This window comes from Microcoleus sp. PH2017_09_SFU_O_A (assembly GCF_020738625.1).
GTDB lineage: Bacteria > Cyanobacteriota > Cyanobacteriia > Cyanobacteriales > Microcoleaceae > Microcoleus.
The window spans coordinates 22,337-41,146 of the sequence record NZ_JAEQCF010000031.1 but is presented as its reverse complement, the minus strand read 5'-3'; the positions used below and the strand labels follow the sequence as shown (position 1 = coordinate 41,146).

The 18,810-nt window shown below is 45.8% G+C and carries 18 protein-coding genes; 8 read left to right on the top strand and 10 right to left on the bottom strand.

All coding sequences use genetic code 11. From position 1 onward, the window contains the following. Positions 1–162 precede the first annotated feature (162 nt). On the bottom strand, positions 163–303 hold the full coding sequence (locus tag JGK16_RS13310) for a hypothetical protein (RefSeq protein ID WP_293190884.1): 141 nt from the start codon (positions 301–303) through the stop codon (positions 163–165). 28 nt (positions 304–331) lie between these two features. Between JGK16_RS13310 and prmC the strand changes: the two genes are divergently transcribed. The 3 genes from prmC (at position 332) to JGK16_RS13295 (ending at position 2,960) form a co-directional block, all read left to right on the top strand. Beyond that, positions 332–1,219, top strand: a complete 888-nt coding sequence (gene prmC / locus JGK16_RS13305) for a peptide chain release factor N(5)-glutamine methyltransferase (RefSeq protein ID WP_293190882.1) — start codon at positions 332–334, stop codon at positions 1,217–1,219. 177 nt (positions 1,220–1,396) lie between these two features. Further along, positions 1,397–1,999 (top strand): L-threonylcarbamoyladenylate synthase, encoded by a 603-nt coding sequence (locus tag JGK16_RS13300; RefSeq protein WP_293190880.1) that lies wholly within the window; start codon positions 1,397–1,399, stop codon positions 1,997–1,999. Positions 2,000–2,024: 25 nt separating this feature from the next. After that, positions 2,025–2,960, top strand: a complete 936-nt coding sequence (locus tag JGK16_RS13295) for a HAMP domain-containing sensor histidine kinase (RefSeq protein ID WP_293181746.1) — start codon at positions 2,025–2,027, stop codon at positions 2,958–2,960. Positions 2,961–3,255: 295 nt separating this feature from the next. On the opposite strand, the gene JGK16_RS13290 is transcribed toward JGK16_RS13295, so the two are convergent. The 5 genes from JGK16_RS13290 to ffh all read right to left on the bottom strand — a co-directional run bounded on the left by JGK16_RS13290 (position 3,256) and on the right by ffh (position 8,209). Continuing rightward, positions 3,256–3,744, bottom strand: coding sequence for a GNAT family N-acetyltransferase (locus JGK16_RS13290; RefSeq protein ID WP_293181745.1), 489 nt, complete (start codon positions 3,742–3,744; stop codon positions 3,256–3,258). Between the two features lie 444 nt (positions 3,745–4,188). Further along, positions 4,189–5,172 (bottom strand): porphobilinogen synthase, encoded by a 984-nt coding sequence (gene hemB, locus JGK16_RS13285; protein WP_293181743.1) that lies wholly within the window; start codon positions 5,170–5,172, stop codon positions 4,189–4,191. Positions 5,173–5,454: 282 nt separating this feature from the next. After that, positions 5,455–6,009: a Uma2 family endonuclease gene (locus JGK16_RS13280; protein WP_293203158.1), complete on the bottom strand. Its 555-nt coding sequence runs from the start codon at positions 6,007–6,009 to the stop codon at positions 5,455–5,457. 18 nt (positions 6,010–6,027) lie between these two features. Beyond that, positions 6,028–6,597, bottom strand: a complete 570-nt coding sequence (locus JGK16_RS13275; RefSeq protein WP_293203155.1) for a Uma2 family endonuclease — start codon at positions 6,595–6,597, stop codon at positions 6,028–6,030. A gap of 190 nt (positions 6,598–6,787) precedes the next feature. Further along, entirely contained in the window at positions 6,788–8,209 is a 1,422-nt protein-coding gene (ffh, locus tag JGK16_RS13270; RefSeq protein ID WP_293190876.1) for a signal recognition particle protein, read from the bottom strand. A 224-nt stretch (positions 8,210–8,433) separates the two neighbouring features. Between ffh and JGK16_RS13265 the strand changes: the two genes are divergently transcribed. Next, entirely contained in the window at positions 8,434–8,658 is a 225-nt protein-coding gene (locus JGK16_RS13265; RefSeq protein ID WP_293181737.1) for a type II toxin-antitoxin system HicA family toxin, read from the top strand. Continuing rightward, positions 8,655–8,882, top strand: coding sequence for a type II toxin-antitoxin system HicB family antitoxin (locus tag JGK16_RS13260; protein WP_293181735.1), 228 nt, complete (start codon positions 8,655–8,657; stop codon positions 8,880–8,882). Before JGK16_RS13265 ends, JGK16_RS13260 begins: the two co-directional genes overlap by 4 nt. A gap of 242 nt (positions 8,883–9,124) precedes the next feature. Here JGK16_RS13260 and JGK16_RS13255 read toward each other — a convergent pair whose 3' ends face one another. Further along, positions 9,125–10,531, bottom strand: coding sequence for an NB-ARC domain-containing protein (locus JGK16_RS13255; protein ID WP_293190874.1), 1,407 nt, complete (start codon positions 10,529–10,531; stop codon positions 9,125–9,127). Between the two features lie 155 nt (positions 10,532–10,686). Between JGK16_RS13255 and JGK16_RS13250 the strand changes: the two genes are divergently transcribed. Together JGK16_RS13250 and JGK16_RS13245 are read left to right on the top strand one after the other, a co-directional pair. After that, positions 10,687–11,190: a hypothetical protein gene (locus tag JGK16_RS13250; RefSeq protein WP_293190872.1), complete on the top strand. Its 504-nt coding sequence runs from the start codon at positions 10,687–10,689 to the stop codon at positions 11,188–11,190. A 3-nt stretch (positions 11,191–11,193) separates the two neighbouring features. Continuing rightward, the gene (locus JGK16_RS13245; protein WP_293190870.1) at positions 11,194–11,973 is read left to right on the top strand and encodes a Tat pathway signal protein; all 780 of its coding nucleotides are present in this window, start codon (positions 11,194–11,196) and stop codon (positions 11,971–11,973) included. A 419-nt stretch (positions 11,974–12,392) separates the two neighbouring features. On the opposite strand, the gene JGK16_RS13240 is transcribed toward JGK16_RS13245, so the two are convergent. The 3 genes from JGK16_RS13240 to JGK16_RS13230 form a co-directional block, all read right to left on the bottom strand. Beyond that, a complete protein-coding gene (locus tag JGK16_RS13240) occupies positions 12,393–13,886 on the bottom strand; it encodes a tetratricopeptide repeat-containing serine protease family protein (protein WP_293190868.1) in 1,494 nt (497 codons plus the stop codon). Between the two features lie 164 nt (positions 13,887–14,050). Next, a complete protein-coding gene (locus JGK16_RS13235; RefSeq protein WP_293181721.1) occupies positions 14,051–14,656 on the bottom strand; it encodes a Uma2 family endonuclease in 606 nt (201 codons plus the stop codon). Between the two features lie 215 nt (positions 14,657–14,871). After that, positions 14,872–15,651 carry a calcium-binding protein gene (locus JGK16_RS13230; RefSeq protein ID WP_293181720.1) on the bottom strand — a complete coding sequence of 260 codons (780 nt, stop codon included), beginning with the start codon at positions 15,649–15,651 and terminating at the stop codon, positions 14,872–14,874. Positions 15,652–16,358: 707 nt separating this feature from the next. On the opposite strand from JGK16_RS13230, the gene JGK16_RS13225 reads away from it, so the two are divergent. Beyond that, entirely contained in the window at positions 16,359–18,752 is a 2,394-nt protein-coding gene (locus tag JGK16_RS13225; RefSeq protein WP_293181719.1) for a GAF domain-containing protein, read from the top strand. The last annotated feature ends 58 nt before the right edge of the window (positions 18,753–18,810 follow it).

The following is an 18,810-nucleotide window of genomic DNA, read 5'->3' as shown; positions in this document are numbered from 1 at the left end:
TATACTCAAAAATTGGTTTCATGTGCTACATAATTAGGTTTTGCGTTCGGGACTAAGTTGGTAGGTTGGATTGTTGCATTTCTCGACTCAACCTACTATTTATCAATTACCAATTACCAATTACCAATTACCAATTACCAATTACCAATTACCAATTACCAATTACCAATTACCAATTACCAATTCCCAATTACCAATTCCCAATTCCCAATTCCCAATTCCCAATTCCCAATTCCCAATTCCCAATTCCCAATTCCCAATTCCCAATTCCCAATTACCAATTCCCCATTCCCCATTCCCCATTCCCCATTCCCCATTCCCAAAAAGTCTTATGTTTGTTTCCGGTTTAGAGCTTTGGCAGTGGGTGAATCAAGCTAAGATTGATGCGATCGCCTCTGAGATTCCCCAAGTAGAACTCGACTGGCTGCTGCAAGAGCTGGCAGGTTTGGATAAGTTGGCTCTGCGTTTGGAGTCGTTTAAAGATTTGCCAAAAATTCAATTAAAGTTGTCTGTATCAGAACTCGATCGACTTTGGCAGCGACGGTTGCAGGAACGGGTGCCGGTGCAGTATTTAACGGGAGTTGCACATTGGCGGGATTTTTCGCTGAAAGTAACGCCGGCGGTGCTAATTCCTCGTCCTGAAACGGAATTGCTGATCGATTTGGCTGTGGATGCTATGAAAAGCCATTCAGTGAATCCAACATCGGATTGGGTGGATTTGGGAACGGGTAGCGGGGCGATCGCGATCGGCTTGGCTTGTGCGTTGAAAAATACTACGATTCATGCAGTAGATTGCAGTTCGGAAGCTTTGGCAGTTGCTCGACTGAATGCTGAAAATTTAGGCTTTGGATCGCGAATTAATTTTTATCAAGGTTTGTGGTGGCAACCGCTAGAATTTCTCAAGGGTAAAGTTAGTGGCATGGTGTCTAACCCGCCTTACATTCCCAGCAGCACGGTGCTGACTCTGCAACCGGAAGTTTTGAAGCACGAACCTCACCTGGCTTTAGATGGCGGTTTAGACGGGTTAGATTGCATCCGGCATTTGGTAGAAACGGCTCCCGATTATTTAGAATCTGGGGGAGTTTGGTTGGTTGAGATGATGGCGGGACAAGAAACGGCGGTGGCTGATATGCTACAAAGTCACGGGAGTTATTGCGATGTTCAGATATTTGCGGATTTGGCAGGAATCGATCGCTTTGCTTTAGCCTATCGTCTTTAGATTCCAAAAATATGCTGCAATTCTAAAATAGACTTGCATGGGATTTATTCGCTCTCCGATCTTGAAATTATCTGCGTCGATCTGTGTTGATCTGCTTGACATCTGTGGTTAACTTATCAATCAAAGATTTATGCAAAATCTAAAATCTAAAACCTAAAATCTACAATCTAAAATCGGATGACTCAAGTTTCGATCGCCTCCTTGATTCAAGGGGCAATTTCAGGAGATTATATTGTCAGCTTTCCTACCGATACTGTACCCGCTTTGGCGACGCGGCCCGATCGCGCGGAGTTGATTTTTGCAGCTAAAGGGCGCCGTCAAGACAAACCGCTGATTTTGATGGCTGCATCGGCTGAGGCTTTGTGGCCTTACGTGCAGGGGAGTCCAGGAGAGTTGAATTTGTGGCAACAAGTGGCTGAATCCTATTGGCCTGGGGCGTTAACTTTGGTGCTGCCGGCTTCGCCGCTGGTGCCGACTGCCATGAATGCGATCGATCGCACTACGATCGGAGTACGAGTGCCTAACTTTCCCCTTGCACTCCAGATTTTAGGGCAGACAGGCCCTTTGGCAACTACCAGTGCTAATTTATCAGGCCAAGCGCCTCTAGAGTCGGTGGCAGAAATTGAGGCACAGTTTCCCGAAGTTTTGACATTAGTTGCTACTGAATTAGCAACAGCGCCAACCGCACCGACGGCTTCGAGTTTGCCTTCGACTGTGGCTAAATGGACTGGTGGCGGTTGGGAAATATTGCGACAAGGCGCGATCGAGCTAGAATGCTAAAAGCTAAACTCCTAGGCAAAGTAATATGGCGCCGATCGGCTGGAGCGACTTGATATATTTAGGTATGGGACTCGGACTGGGTTTCGGAAGCAGTTTGATTTGGCGCAGGCAGCAAAAAAGCTCGCAACAGCCAGAACCTGCTCCCTATGTGCCTCCAACTCCTCAAGAAAATGATTTAGAGAAGTTTGATGCCCTTTCCGATCAACTGAAGCAAACTCAATTGGCTTATCAGATGGCATCGGAGATGAGTCTATTTAAGGCGGGCTTTTTGGCTCGAACTTCTCACGAGTTGCGATCGCCCCTGAGCACTATGATTGGTACGCTCCAATTAATTCTGTCGGATTTGTGCGACGATCCTGCTGAGGAGCGAGAGTTTGTCGAACAAGCTCACGTTGCAGCACTCAAGCTGGTGAAATTGATAGATGAAATTATCTCTGTTGCTAAAACTGAACACGGCACTGACACGATGGATATTGAGCCGATTCAGTTAGCTAAGGTTTTTGATGAAATTGATGATTTAACTTACTTACAAGCTGCTAATCGCAGCATTCGTCTGGAGATATTGCCACCCGATCCGGGCATTTATGTATTGGCAGATTTGCCGAGGTTTAGGCAAGTTTTAGTCAATTTGATAGATACTGCTATTGCTCAGATGGAGGAGGGAAGTATTTCTGTTTCTGCACATTCTTCGCCGGAATCTGGATGCGTTCATATTTGGGTGGACGATCAGCGCTCGGTTAGTGCTTGGAGCGAATCTTGGGATTTGCTGAAGCATGATTTGGAGTCGGATGCTACTAAGAGCAGCGATAATTCTCACGTCTCTTCTGGCATGAGGTTGTTGATGAATCAGACACTTTTAACTTTGATGAAGGGAAAGTTGGAAGTTTTGGCTGTGCCTTCTGAGTCGGAAGAGTCCAATTTTAACCGCACTCAATGTTCTATTCCTTTGGCAACTTTGTGATCGAGGAAGTTCGGCAACTGACTTTGTAACTGATTAATATCCATTCCGGCTTTGCCGAAATAATATAGAGGACACGGCAGTGCCGTGTCCCTACCGCGATCGATGGTAGGGAAACGACACTGCCGTGTCCTCCGTTTATATCATTCCGATCCTAACGGATTTGAGATAACTATCGCTCAATTAATTGTAGGAAAACGACTGTCTTGTGGCTGATTGTGGATAATAATTAATAAGTAGTAAGGTGCGCTGCGGCGCACCTACATTTTATAGATTTGGGTGGGACTTTTGTGCTGGTTTAGCAAATAGCAGTTAGCAATTCGCCTTTGCTAATTTCTAATTCGATATTCTCTTCTAAAAGCTGATTTTCAAGTACCATTGTAGTGCTGGCGTTATGCTGAAAACCGATGCGCTCGTAGAAGCTTTGTTTGTAAGTTGTCATCAGGTAAACTCGCTCTACTCGGCACATCCGAGGGTGACTCAAGACAGTTTGCACTAATTTGCGGCCGAGTCCTGCACCTTGGTAATCTGGATGAATGGCGACATCCCAGATGGTGGCTCGATAGATGCCGTCTGAGGTGGCTCTGGCAAAGCCGATCGCCTGCGGGCCATCCCAAACTGTCACAACTGGTTCGCTGTTGGCGATCGCAATTTCCCAATCTTCTATCTTGCGCGCCCTCGCCCAAAAGGCGGCGGCTTTAAATAGTTCTTGGATTTGTACTATGTCAACGCGATCGCGACTTGTGCAAAATTGAATCTGACTGGAATCCCTAGTCGTTGATGTCATGCTCAATGTGCCTGTAAGTTTTATCTAAACTGTGTTACTTTTACTGTCTTGCAGGAGTGAAAGTTAATTTTGCTTGGGAACGATCGATGATTGAATTCCCGATTTACAAAACTATTTTTATTTATACACAAAACGCAACTAATTTCCGTAATTATTAATACTTTTTTGTATAAAGATTAGACGGCGGTTGAAACCGCTTCTAGACAAGTGAAGTCCGCCTCCGCGGACTAAAGAAGATCGCGTAATTTGTACCTCCTTGTCTTCAACCCGCGGAGGTGGGTTTTGTGTGTATAGACGCGGTTTCAACCGCCCAGTATTCCTAAAGAAGATCGCGTAATTTTTACCTCCTTGTCTTCAACCCGCGGAGGCGGGTTTTGTTTGTATAGACGCGGTTTCAACCGCCCGGTATTCCGAGTTCAAAGGTATTCGGGCATCACGAATGTCTCAGTTTTGCAGCCAGCGGGCGGCATCTTTAGCGTGATAAGTCAAAATCAAATCGGTACCAGCACGCTTGAATCCTGTCAAGGTTTCCATCACCACTCTTTCTTCATCAATCCAACCGTTGAGGGCGGCGGCTTTCACCATCGCGTATTCTCCAGAAACGTTGTAAGCAGCAACTGGCAAATTAGTGGCTTCCTTGACGCGCCAGATAATGTCCATGTACGCTAAAGCTGGTTTAACCATTAGCATATCCGCACCTTCAGCAATGTCCAGAGCAATTTCTTTGAGAGCTTCGCGGCCATTTCCTGGATCCATTTGATAGGTGCGCCGATCGCCAAATTGCGGAGCCGAATCCGCCGCATCCCGGAACGGGCCATAATAAGCTGAGGCATATTTTGCCGCGTAGGACATGATGGGAAGATCTTCAAATCCAGCCGAGTCCAATCCTTCGCGAATTGCTCCCACAAAACCATCCATCATTCCCGAAGGTGCAATAATATCTGCACCAGCTTGAGCTTGAGCAACGGCTGTTTTTTTCAGCAATTCTAGCGTCGGATCGTTCAAAACTCGGCCGCTTAAATCTCCGACTTCCAAATAGCCACAGTGACCGTGACTCGTATATTCGCACAGACAAGTATCGACCATAACAATTAAATCTGGTACGGCTGCTTTAACTGCTGCCGTCGCTTTTTGGACGATGCCACAATCGTGCCAAGCACCTGTCGCGTCTGTATCTTTGTCTGCGGGAATGCCGAATAAAATAATCGCGGGAATACCGAGATCGTAAACTTCTTTTGCTTCTTCTACGATTTTGTCTACCGATAGCTGGTAAACTCCGGGCATCGATCTGACTTCTTTGGCAAAAGCTTCCCCTGGTACGGCAAATAGGGGGTAAATTAAGTCGCTGGTTGTCAAGATATTTTCGCGTACCATCCGGCGGAGTTGGGGATGGTTGCGGAGGCGGCGGGGGCGGTGAGTTGGAAACATAATGTTTTTTTACGGTAGATTAAAGTCCGGATTTCTGGAATTAGCGACATTTGTTTAAAAGTCTAAAGCTTATTGTTGGTCGATCGCTCTCAAGCTACGTAAAGTTCTGTAAAACTCGTGATGTCCGTGGTTCGCAGTTAGGACTTGAGGCCAATGGCATTAAAAATCATCGCATCAAAAGCTGTAAGGTAACAGCTAAATCTATCGTGGCCTGACAAAGCCAAATATCTCTCTGGGCCAGAACTCGGGCGCCATCTTCTGGTATGGGGGCGTACAGGAAATTTAACGCCAAACTCGTCTTAAATTCAACACAAATCCCGGCAATACGTCTTCACCCGATAACTCGGTTGGATTGGCCAATATTAACCAGCCCAATCTCGCACCATTGTCAATATATTCTCGCATCTTTGTTTGGAGGGTGGAGAGACTGTCAGATGCCGATCGCAATTCTACTACAAAGTCGGGACATAGGGGAACGAAGCCTTTTCGTTCTTTTGCAGTTAGTGCTTCCCAGCGAGCTCGACTCACCCAAGAAGCATCGGGAGAACGGGTTGCACCGTTAGGAAGGATGAATCCTCCCGAAGAGTCAAAGCCTTCTCCTAAATCTTCGTGTGTTTCGCACCAGTTGCCGAGTTGCCCGCTGATGCTGAGGTTGCGGCTACTGGATTCGCCTCCTGTGGGTGGATTCACTATTAATTCTCCTTGTGCGGTTCTTTCTAATCTCAAGTCGGGATTTGCGAATACTAAGGCCTCGAATTGGTCGCCGGTGACGGTTAGGGCGATCGAATTCGGCACTTCTAGAGATATGGTTTCTAGTTGAGTAAATGTTTGTACCATAGCAACTTCTCCGTAAATTTAACCCCAAACTCGCCTTAAATTCAACACAAATCCTGGCAATACATCCTCTCCCGACAACTCGGTTGGATTAATTAATATTTCTACTTCTGCTTGTAACCAGCCCAATCTCGCACCATTGTCAATATATTCTCGCATCTTTGTTTGGAGGGTGGAGAGACTGTCAGATGCCGATCGCAATTCTACTACAAAGTCCGGACATAGGGGAACGAAGCCTTTTCGCTGTTTGGGTGTCAAGGCTTCGAGGCGTTCTCGACTCACCCAGGAAGCGTCGGGAGAACGGTTAGCACCGTTAGGAAGGATGAATCCTCCCGAAGAGTCAAAACCCGATCCTAAATCCTCGTTGTCATCGCACCAGCGAGCAAGTTGCCCGGTAATGTTGAAATTCCTTTCGCTGGATTCTCCGCCGGTGGGTGGATTCACTATTAATTCTCCTTCTGTGGTTCTTTCTAATCTTAAGTCGGGATTTGCCAATGCTAGGGCCTCGAATTGCTCGCAACTTACAAGCAGGGCGATCGAATTCGGCACTTCTAGAGATATGGTTTCTGGTTGAGTAAATGTTTGTACCATATTCAATTGCAGCCTTTTTTGGGTAAAAATTGGTAACAAAAAAACTATTGTGTAGGGTGCGTCGCTATGAGCTTTTCAAGCTGATGTGCAAATTATCAATAGCGACGCACCCTACGGTTTCCATAGGTTTGTAGTGAGGACTTCAGTCCGCATCAAAGAGAGGACTGAAGTCCTAACTACGAACCATTTTTTACAACTGACCAAAACCTTTTTTAGGCTTGTTTTTTTTCTTTTTCTTCTGGCCGCCCATTCCCTGCATTCCCTGCATTCCTGGCATTCCCGGCATTCCCGGCAATCCTCCCATTCCTGTAAAGTTACCTTGACTCATTTGCTGCATCATGGTACGCATTTTTTGGAAGTCACTAACGAGTTTTGTTACGTCGTTTTCTGCGTAGCCTGCGCCTTTTCCGATGCGGCGGCGGCGGGATGGAGAACTTGCTAAAAGTTCGGGATGGCGGCGTTCTTCAGTTGTCATGGAATTAATCATGGCTTCCGTGCGTTTTAGCTGCACTTCGCCTTGCCGCATTTGTTCATCGGTGAGTTTGTTCATCCCCGGAATCATTTTCATGATGCCGCCTAGGGAACCCATATTTTTTAGTAGTCTGGTTTGCTTGAGAAAGTCGGTAAAGTCAAACTTTGCCGTGAGCATTTTCTCTTGCATTTTTTCGGCATCGGCGATGTCGAATTCTTCTTGAGCTCTTTCGACTAGCGTCAAGACATCGCCCATACCGAGAATTCTCGATGCCATGCGATCGGGATAAAATGGTTGCAATGCTTCCACTTTTTCGCCGACTCCGACAAATTTAATTGGCGCGCCGGATATTTGTCGCACTGAGAGGGCTGCACCGCCGCGACTGTCGCCGTCTAATTTGGTTAAGATGGCGCCGGTAATGCCGATTTGGTCGTGAAAAGTGCGGGTTAAATTCGCTGCTTCTTGGCCGGTCATGGCATCAACAACTAACAGCGTTTCGTGGGGTTGTACTGTTTGTTTGATGCGAAGCAATTCGGCCATCATGTCTTGGTCGATTTGCAGGCGGCCTGCTGTATCGACGATGATTGTATCGACGCCTAGTTGTTTGCCATGTTCGATGCCTTGGCGGGCAATTTCTACGGGGTCAGTATCGGTGCCTAGTTCAAATACTGGTACGTCGATTTGTTTGCCGAGAGTCAGCAATTGGTCGATCGCGGCTGGTCGATAAATGTCAGTTGCGACTAGCAGTGCGGTACGATTTTGCTTGCGGAGGTGCAGCGCTAGTTTGGCGGTGGCTGTGGTTTTCCCGGTTCCTTGCAAACCGGCCATCAGGATGACTGTGGGCCCGGAGTCGGCGGTGGCGAGGGGTACGTTGGTTTCCCCCATGACGCGGACGAGTTCGTCGTGGACTATTTTGATGAATTGTTGGTCGGGACGGACGCCTGAGACGACTTCTGCGCCTTGTGCTTTGGCCGCTACTTCTGAAATGAAGTTTTTGACGACTTGGAGGTTGACATCGGCTTCCAGGAGGGCGCGGCGGACTTCTTTGAGCGCGTCTTGGATGTTGCTCTCGGAGATTTTATTTTGTCCGCGCAGTTTTTTCCAGGTGGATTCGAGTCGATCGGCAAGTGCTTCAAACATAGGGCATTGTTGGCTAGTCAGTCTTTTTCATTTTAGGGCTAAACGGGGATGTTTGATACAAGTTTTGGGAAAAGTTAGATTTTTTATTTTTTAACCGCTGATGAACGCGGATTAACGCTGAAACTACTTCAAATTCATGTAGTAGGGTACGTTTGGACAAACCCTACTTTCTGGAATATGATTAAAGTATTTTCGTCGCCTAGCCACAATTTTAATGTCTGTTTATGCCCAAAAAGATTCGAGAACTCAAAAGCTTGCTGCTAAAAGCTGGGTTTACTTATCGTTCGGCAAAAGGCAGCCATACAAGATGGGTTCATCCTTTACTACCTACTGAACCAATTACCATTGCTGGCAATGATGGCGATGATGCGAAACTGTATTTAGAGAGAGAAGTTAATCGAAAACTTGGAATATTGAAAGCAATTGAAGAAGAGGAACCTGAATCATGAAATTACCTTATATAATTGTTATTCAATGGTCGGATGAAGATAACTGCTATCTAGTTCACTTACCTGATTTTCCATCTCAGCAGTTCCACACTCATGGAGATACCTACGAAGCCGCTTTGCAGAATGCAGTAGAGGTATTAGAGCTTTTAGTTGAAGAATATCAGGTAGATGGTAAATCTCTCCCAGAACCTAAAACTTTAGTAGAAAATTTGCTGTTTGCTTGAATATAGATTTGAAGAGATCGCCATTCCCCAAAAATAGGCGATCGCTCTTTTATGTAGAAGGGCGATCGTTGTTATTGATTTTTTTATTTTTTAACCGCTGATGAACGCAGATTAACGCTGATGTGTTTGGATGTTTTACAGTTATAACCTCGCTATCAACTGTTTGCTGTCAACTGTCAACTATCAACTGCCTGCCCTGAGCGTAGCCGAATGGTCAACTGTCAACTGTCAACTGTCAACTGTCAACTGTTTAAGTATTCTGCGATCGCCCGTTGGACTGCAAACAGGGTTCGAGATCCTTTTTGGACTTTTTCGATTAACAACCTCCGTCTCAAGGATTCCACGGCTTTTAGGAATTCTGAAGGGGATAATTCCAGCAGGGCTGGCTTTTTTGAGATTTCGACTGCTTTGTTTTGATTTGCCAACCAGGACATTACTTGTTTTTCGGAGTCGGACAAACGCTGAAAATGTTGGTGCAATAAATATTCTAAGTCTCCTAAAACTAGGCTATCATAGGATAAAAATTCAGAAACTTTGCCGTTGAATAAGTCTTGAATTGCAGCGGCTATTGTATTTAACCACAAGGGATTTCCTTGGTAAAGGTCGATCAATTTTGACCAGTTTTCTGATTCTGCTAAGCCTTTTTCTGTGAAGATTTCTCGCGCTGATTCGCCTAAACCATTGAGTTGCAATGTTTGACAATTTTTCTGGTGGCTTTCTAATGCTGCAATTTCTCTGGGTTTTTCCCAACTGAGCAAAATTATGCAACTGTTGTGACATGATTCTGCTATTTGTTTGAAGAATGCGCCGTAGTTTTCATAGCCTGGTTGATAGTTTCCTGCGAGTTGTTGGCTGCTGAAGATTGTTTGTACGTCATCGAGGACGATGAGACAGCGGTGCGATCGCAAATGGTGGATTACCCCCCCCAGCCCCCCCTTGCTAAGGGGGGGAGAAAGAGACGGAGGCTTAATCTCTTCGGGCACGGAGAGGGCGGGCACGGGGGCACCGCCCCTACAGGATTGGATTATGTCGGTTTGAAGTGATGCGAGGGGTGGCGCGTTGTGGAGGCTTCGCCAGATGATGCAGTCGAATTCGTGTTGAATTTGCGGGATTAGTTGGAGTGTCAGGGCGGTTTTGCCAATACCGGATAAGCCGAGGATGGTGATGAGACGGGTGCGACTTAAAATCCAGTTTTCCAGGGTAGTGAGTTCGGATGTGCGATCGAAAAATGTGGAGATTTCGGGTGCGTCGCCTAAGTCGATGCGGGGCTGTTTTGCTTTTGGTTCGGGGTTTTGGGGTGTTTTGGGCGATCGGGCTTTTTCATGACAAATATTTAAGCCATTAACTGTAACAGTTTCGCCAATAATAGCGGATGAAATATTATTGTTATAAATTCTTGCCTTTTCTAATACAGTCCTAAAATTGTTTTTAGTAATATTTTTTTTCAATCCTTTAGAAAGTGTTTTCCAAAGGTCAGATCCGACATTTCTGACATGACTTGGACTTGAGTAAAGTTCTTGAGCAATTTGCGTGTAAGTTGCGTCTTCCAATGTCCCCCGCAGAATAGCATCTTGCACGTAATCTAAATGCTTTCCCGTCTTAGCAAAAATTAGCTCATCTGCCAGTGTCAAGACTTCGGCAATATCCATAGATTCGGGAAACGCTGGAGTTTACGCTTTTCATTATACCTGACATTTCGTACAAGTGTGACATTTTTGATTTTGTCATCTGTCTAAAGTCAGGATTTTTCCTACACAGCTCATCCTTTATATTAATTCATTAAGGTGTTGAGAGGATATTTTATATGAAGCGCGATCGGTGGCTCAGCGGTTTGTTTCTCGCTGGGATGTTATGTGTGATGTTAGGGACTTTTGGCGCACAAGTGGCTCAGGCTCAACGCCCCATTCCTTTGGAAGACCTTCAATGTGTTAAGCGATCGGGTAGGTGGGGTGCTGACAAACAAGATATTTCTGTAGGCAGACAAATTTACACTACTGTTTTATATATTGATCCTGATACCACTATGACTTGTCGGCTTCCTGGCGGCCCCGCTACTCTCCGATTCGAGTTTGCGATTCCTGACACATCGAATGCCCCACCAGCACGAATAGATGTTTATGTAGACGGAAATCAAGTAGCTTCTCGGACTGGCGATCGAGGTAAAGTACATACAATGCTAGTAAATGTTAGCAATGGCAAAAGTTTAGCAGTAGAAGTATTTTGTGCGAGGGCCACAAATTGCTATAAATCTTACTGGTTTATGAAAGCTCAACTTGAGCCGGGGGCAAGCTCTCCAGGGAGTAAATAAACTATGAGCATCAGTCGCCGTCAATTTAATCGGATCGTCATCTGGGGTGGCGCTTCTTTTGCTGCTTCCGCAACATCCGGCATCTTTTTCCCTAAACCCGCCGAGGCTTTTTCCCTAGAATTTCCGATTAGTGCCTTATCAGCCGATCGCGTTTTCAACGGTATTCAAAAACATTGTGGAGCACAACCCATCCCCGGCGTTCTCTCACCGATCGTACAAGGCAATAGTAATGTTAGCAATAAAATAGAACCAGCGGCCGCCAACGCCATTCGCACCGCAGACAAACAATTTGTCAACCGTAATTTTACCAGCCAAAGAACCGAATTAGCCGTAACAGGCAGCGGTTCTAATTTTGCATCAGATACCAGTCGGCTGTGGGGGCGGCAAAGACAGGATAGAGTCGGCCCGAATGTGGGCTTTGGCTTCGTCCAAAAGTGGGAAGATCAATATAGCGATGCCAAAATTTCTGGGCCGACAATGTGCGCTATTCATAATGCTCAAAGAGTCTTAGCCGATCAAAGATTAACACCTCCAGAAATCGCCGCTTCTGTCTTACCAACGCGATCGCGATTGGATGATTGGGGCTCTTGGGGAGGGGATGCCGATGCGTCTGCTGGGAGGAATCCCGGTGCTGTTTTTGCTCAATACGATACAGCCGCCGGGACGGTGACATCTCGCTATGATTTAGTTGAACCGGGGCCGAGAGGTTTTGGGCGGGTTGAGTATACTATTGAAGCGGAAAATCAGCCTCGGCGGGTGATTTTGGTGACGGTGAGGTTTTAGGGGAAAATCAGCATTACAACGATTTGTATTACGACAATCCTGTAGGGGCGGGTTCACCAGTATTTCTGATTCACATCCAGGGTATTTATAAACCCGCCCTCCCCTATTCGTGGGATGGGGGCGGGTTTATTTTTTGCGTGTTCGATCGTCAAATCGTGGCGTGGGGGCGGGTTTATTTCACCTATTTGTTTCTGTCAAATATTGTTGGCGAACCCGCCCCTACAGGTTTATTTTTTGCGTGTTTGATCGTCAAATCGTGGCGTGGGGGCGGGTTTATTTCACCTATTTGTTTCTGTCAAATATTGTTGGCGAACCCGCCCCTACAGTCAAATCGTGGGGTGGGGGCGGGTTTATTTTGGGTGTTTGTTTGTGTCAAATAAGGATTAATGGCAATATTATTGTCGATGATATGATGCAGTTTATTGTCTTTGCAGTTGACCAATTAAATCTAATGCTTTTTGAGCATCAGTATTCATTCCTTGAACCTTAAATAAACGAGCCGCTTGCTGCAAATCTGCGATCGCCCCTTGTCTATCTCCCATTCTCACTAACGTAATTCCTCGGTTAGCAAAAGCCTTTGCATAACTGGGATTGAGTTGAATTGCTTGAGTGTAATCAGCTAAGGCAGAGCGATCGTTATTGATGCGAAACAGCGCCAATCCTCGGTTAAAATAAGTGTTAGCGCGACCGGGATTAATTTGCAGCGCTTGATTGAAATCGTCGATCGCCCCTTTTTGATCGCCCAAGTCCGAAAGCGCCAATCCTCGGTTGTTGTAGGCGGCTGCAAAGTTTCGATCCAAGCGGATGACTTGAGTATAATCGGCGATCGCCCCCGGTTTATCTCCCAATGCCGACAACACCAGCCCCCGATTGTAGTAAGCATCGACATAACTGGCATTAAGGGCGATCGCCTTGCTATAATCAGCGATACTCTTGGGCATTTGTCTCAAATCAAAATAAGCCAGTGCTCGATAAAAATAAGCTTCTACATAATCCGATTGAGTTTGAATCGCTTGGTTAAAATCGGCAACAGCACCTGACAAATCTCCCTTGTCAAATCGAGTTAAACCGCGAACATAATAAGTCTTAGCATCTTGCGGATTGTTCAGTTTCAGAGGTGCAGTAGCAGTTGGAGAAGTATTTATCAAAAGAGCCGATCGATTTAACCCAGCTTCCGACAGTTTAGCTATAAAAGTGTTGATAGGAATTGCAGCATTAAATCCTGTTTTATCAGTAAATTTATCTACGATCTTTCCTTCGTTATCCGTTATAAAATCGAGGTCTCCTTGTCCGTGAATCCCAATTACACGGCCTTCTGTATCAAATACAGGCCCTCCACTCATGCCCCCTTTGGTAATAGCACTGTAGCGCAAAGTATAACCGCGTGGATGAGTCGGGCGACGACTGGTAACAAACCCCGATGAAAATTCAAAAAAGCGTTTATTTCCGTACTTTTCTTCTAAATGATTCCCTGGATATCCAAACACAAAAATTGGTGTAGCAACTGTCGCTTGTTCGGAATCGCCTAAAGTTACAACTGGATAAGATTCTGTACTTTTAAATGTTACGACTGCTAAATCTGGAGCATTCTGACCTTTCTCCAATAGTACACTACGTGTTACTTGATAATCTTTTTTGGTAGAAGTGCGAATCGTATAGTTATCCCTCATATTAGCAACAACATGATTAGAGGTCAGTACAGTATAATTCGAGCCTTGTCTGGAAATAATAAATCCAGTCCCGCTACCAGTTGTTCCGTTAATTTGAACGGTAACAGATTCAGCGAATTTTGCAATTTCTTGGGGAGTTTTTGCGAAAACTGGTGATGCTGCAAAGACGACTATTCCTGCTACCGTTGCTGTTCCTGCTAGGATGCTGGCGAGGGAATCAAACCGCGAATAATCCCTATTCATAGATGATTGCTGAAGACTAAGATTTTTTATACTCCGAATAGTATAGATGAAAATCTAATATTTTAAAACCAGAAAGCCTGGAGGAGATTTTTAGGCGATCGCGATTTTTATGACATTTCGTACATTTCGTAATTTTGCCATATTTTACTTGTGGATATTCTAGGTTAGCAGCCTCGCACTGCGTCCCGAAACACTTTCAAAGCTTCTTTTTCTTCCGACATTTGCAGACATTTCCCCAGCAATTCTAGATCCAAATCCGGCAACAGCATACTCCGAGAAACTAGCTCGTAACCCTCCGAGTTCAGTTGGTAAATCGAAAACACTCCGTCTTCCCAAAACCAAACTTCCGCTACGTTAAATCTGCGGTAGTATTCCAGTTTGTTGATTGTTCCGCTAGTAAAAGTAACTTCGATCGCCAAATCGGGTGTTTCTCGCCTCCGCCGGTCTTCGCCAAAGTAGTAAGATAAATCTGGTTCCTTGCTGCTGCCTTTTGTTTCCCCTTGGAGTGTAGCGCTACCCGTCGGTCTAAAACTCATATCTTTTTCTAAAAAGAATTGACCTAGCAGCAATGCCAGCAGGCATTTAATGGTTTCGTGTTCCGGCGAAAGTGTCATAATTTCTACATATCCGTCGAGGTAAGACAAGCGAACACTGCGAGTGTACTCTAGCAAGGAATCGAGAGCTTTGAACTGCTCCCAAGTCATTGATAGCGGCAAAATCAACCGCTGTTCTGGGAGTGCAGTCAATGGGGGGTGAATTGTAGCGGTCATTTATACTTTCCCCGAGTTTGAGTTTCCTACTTCTAGATTAGCTTAAAAACTATCTAAATGGAGAACTGTTTTAATATCAATCTTGCCAAATCCGCGATATCTGTAGGGACACGGCAGTGCCGTTTCCCTACCCAAAACTAGGACACGGCAGTGCCGTTTCCCTACCTGGAACTAGGACACGGCAGTGCCGTTTCCCTACCTGGAATTATCAATAGCTAAGCCAAAAACTGAAATTGAGAACCGTTAACTGCCAGAGCAAACGGACTCGCCGGTTCAAATGCACCGATAAGTTCAAAGTTATTCGTGTTTAAAACTATCCCCACAATCTGTCCATTTATTGCGTTTTCAATCACCATGTCGTTGATAATTCCGTCATTGTCGTAAGCAATCAAATTGTCGTCAGTGAAGATGAGGTCTAATTCTGTTAAACCGTCAGTCAAACCAATGCGATCGCCCTCGTCAAAGTTAAAATCGGTAATGACATCGGCTCCATTGACTCCAGGCTGTTCGTTGCTTCTGAGGATAAATATGTCAGCACCAAGGCCTCCCGTGAGTACGTCAATTCCCCGATCGCCCGCCAAGAAATCGTTGCCGTCATTGCCCTCTAAATCGTCGTCTCCTTGCCCTCCCCGCAGGATATCGTTCCCGGCCCCCCCAAAGATTAGGTCGTTGCCGCTGTCGCCCCTAACTACGTCGTTGCCATCATTTCCATCCACACCATCGTTACCTTTACCGCCGTAAATGATGTCATTTCCGCCGCCACCACCGATAATATCGTCCCCATTATTCCCTAATAGGCGCTCGTTGGAATCCGACGAACCTGCGATCGTATCGTTGCCGTCTAGTCCCCAAACTCCCCAGGGAAAAGACGACAAATTTCCATTCTCTACATCAATGTCATCTGATGTAGCGAATCCCAAAAGACGCGGCCCGCCGCCAGAAAATACAGGAAATCCGGTGAAATCGCCGATGAGATTGTTAAGCGTTAAAGCCATAGATATGTCCTTTCAAAAGTGTTCCTACCTTTATTATATATTTTAATTATTCCATTGCCCAATAGCAACTTTATGGGTTTTGCTTTTAATAGTGCTGTCCCCGCTCGCGATTTGTAGAATACGCGAGCTCTTGAAGTGCTCGCACTATAAAAAAAAATGCTTTTTACAAAACTGAGATGCTCCCGTTTGATTGGCTAAATTAGTGGCTCGCAACCTGCTTGCCACTTGCCAATTACAAATTACCAATTCAATTATCAATGCCCAATTCCAATTACCGGGCCTGTTCTTCATTCAACCGAAAGCTGCCATATATCTCGCCTGTGAGTCAAATATAGCCTTTCTCAAAAAGATGAGGTATGGCTGACGGCTTCTATAACCACATAAAAGAGGGCCCAAGCCCAACAACGTACCTGATATTTCTGAGAACCGCTATAGCATTAGTCGCTGACACTATCCACTACGGCACACCACTTATAATGGGTGTTACCAGCCAGGTCGCAAACACGTTAATATCACTTATAACGTCAAGACTCAGAGCTTGTTTGTGAAGAAAAGTAAAAATTTAGGAACATATCGTCCGAGAAAATACTTAGTTTCGGATACATACACAGAAACTTTACAAACAGGCTCTAAGTTCTTGACAAATCCATAAATCGCCGATCGCTCACATTGTTTAACAAAATCTACTGCTTTCAGGTGTTTTCCTCATGCCTACTCCTAAATCATCTTCCTCTCAAAACAATAACAACTCCGTAAAATCACTGCCAACGGCAGATCCAGATATCATTGCGACAGAGCAAGACAGTGAGAATCTGCCCAACGAACCAGATGTGGAACAGCTACTCGAAGCTTTGACGGCTCAAGTACCGACTCAATCTGCTGAAATTGAACGCTTGAAAACTTGGAAACAAGATTTAGAGCGACTGTTTCAATTTCTGGGCGATCGCCGCGTTTTAATCGCAGTGATGGAACCGGGAACTTTTGCTCTGCGTTACGCTAACGCGGCATTTTGTCGCTTGGCGGGCTGGGAGGGAACGCCTTTGGTAACTCAATCTCATAACGGTTGGTTTACAGAAACTGGGATCTGTTTGCTAGAACTGTTCGAGGATTGTGATGCAAAAATAGTAGAACAATTGTACCGCCGCCACCTTTTACACTGGGTATTTAAGCAATTTTATGAAATAAGCCTCGATGGTTTGCGGGTGCTAGATGAACCTGTCACGGTGAGCATTAAAAATTCGCAACAGGATGAATCTAGATTTATTGAATTTTGGCTGGGTTCGGAACAGTTGAAAATTACTCAGATTAATTCAAAAAAAGATGAATTTGCAGATCTTCCCTTAAATTTAATGCCTGTTGCAGAACGGGAAGCTTGGCTGATGCAGCCTAATCAATTGGGAAGTTTAGCCGATCGACTAAATTTAGATAATTACCGCATCGAAGGTTTGCTGCTGCTAGAAGGTTTTGATGTCACGGTACAGGAGCAAATTCGCCGCCTGACTCAGTTATTGATCGATCGCGATTCCATGCTGCGCCCTGACAAATTTGAGAGAATCGATCGCTATTTGCGATCGCTCTTTAATGCTGACGGCACTTTGCTTTTGCGCCCCGACGGCGAACAGGTACAGCTATTAGTTGCTAAAGACGGCCATCATTTGCAGCCGGTTGCTTATTCAATGGAGTCCCTAGAAACTTCTCACTTTTTCAAGGCTACCGCAGCAAATCAAGTTTGGAACGTCCCAGACTTGCGCCGGGAGTGCCGCACCGAGTGCGAGCGAACTTTGCGGAAAATGGGCGCTCAATCGATGCTGCTGGTGCCCCTGGTAGTCAAATCAGTCACCCGCGAGGGCTGCGGGCTGCGGATTTTGGGCGTTGTGGGGCTGTTGTGCGATCGCCCCAACCACTTCAACAACATTGACGCCCAACACGCCCAAGAACTCATTCCCGCCTTCATTGCAGCCCTGCGGCAAGCCATCCAGCAGCGGTTTACCCACATTCACAACATTCATCCCGCAGTCGAGTGGCGCTTCGCCCAAGAAGCAGAAAGGCGCAGTTGGGGACTGCCCCAAGAGACGATCGTATTTGCAGACGTTCATCCCCTCTACGGAATTTCCGACATCCGCGGTTCCAGCGACGAAAGAAACCGAGCCATTCAAACAGATTTGCTCGAACAATTCCGCTTGGGTTTAGCCATAGCCGATGCCGTTTGTAAAACACAAACTACCCACCTCGGCGAGCAACTGCGGCTCGACTTGCTCGACTACATCGAGCATTTAAAAGAAAAAGTCACAGTCGATATGGAGGTGCGAGCAGCCGAATATTTAAACGAGCGTTTAGAAGTGTATTTTGACTACTTTGTGCAGTGTAGCCCCACGGTTCAGGCAGCAGTTGAAGCTTACCAAGCCGCCTGCGATAACGAACACAACTGCGTTTATGGCGATCGTAACCGCTACGATCAAATGTTAAACCTAATCAGCACCAAACTCCAAGAAACCTGGACTCGCTGGCAAGAAAAAATGCAGCAAATCCTCCCCCACTACTGCGACATCGAATGCACCGACGGCATGGATCACATGATATATGTCGGAAAGGCGATCGATCCCAAATTCAGCCAATTTCATTTGCACAGTTTGCGGTACGAACAACTGCGAGCAATTTGCGACTGCGGTCGCACAGTTTTTCGCCTGCAAGCCGAGTCTCAAATTAACATGGAACTAGCCCATTTAGTCTTAGTACAAAATACCACCATCGACATTTTTCATAATGAAAATACCGAAAAAATGTTTGATGTCAAAGGCACCCGCGACATCCGCTACGAACTCGTCAAAAAGCGCATCGAAAAAGCCGTTGACAAAGACGCACAAGAGCGAATTACCCAATCAGGAATGCTAACCGTAGTTTATTCAACCGAAGACGAATGGGAAGAGTACCAACAATACCTGCGCTACTTGTCTCGCGAAGGTTGGGTAGAAGCAAAAGTGCAGACAGGGATGGTAGAATCACTGCAAGGAGTCAGCGGTTTAAAATTTGCCCGCGTCCGTATTTTACCGGAACCCGAATCAATTGTTCATATCAGTGAAGTTACGGTCGTACAAGATTGAAAATCGCTAATTTAAACAGCAATTACTACGAGTAAGGTGCGCTGCGGCGCACCCTACA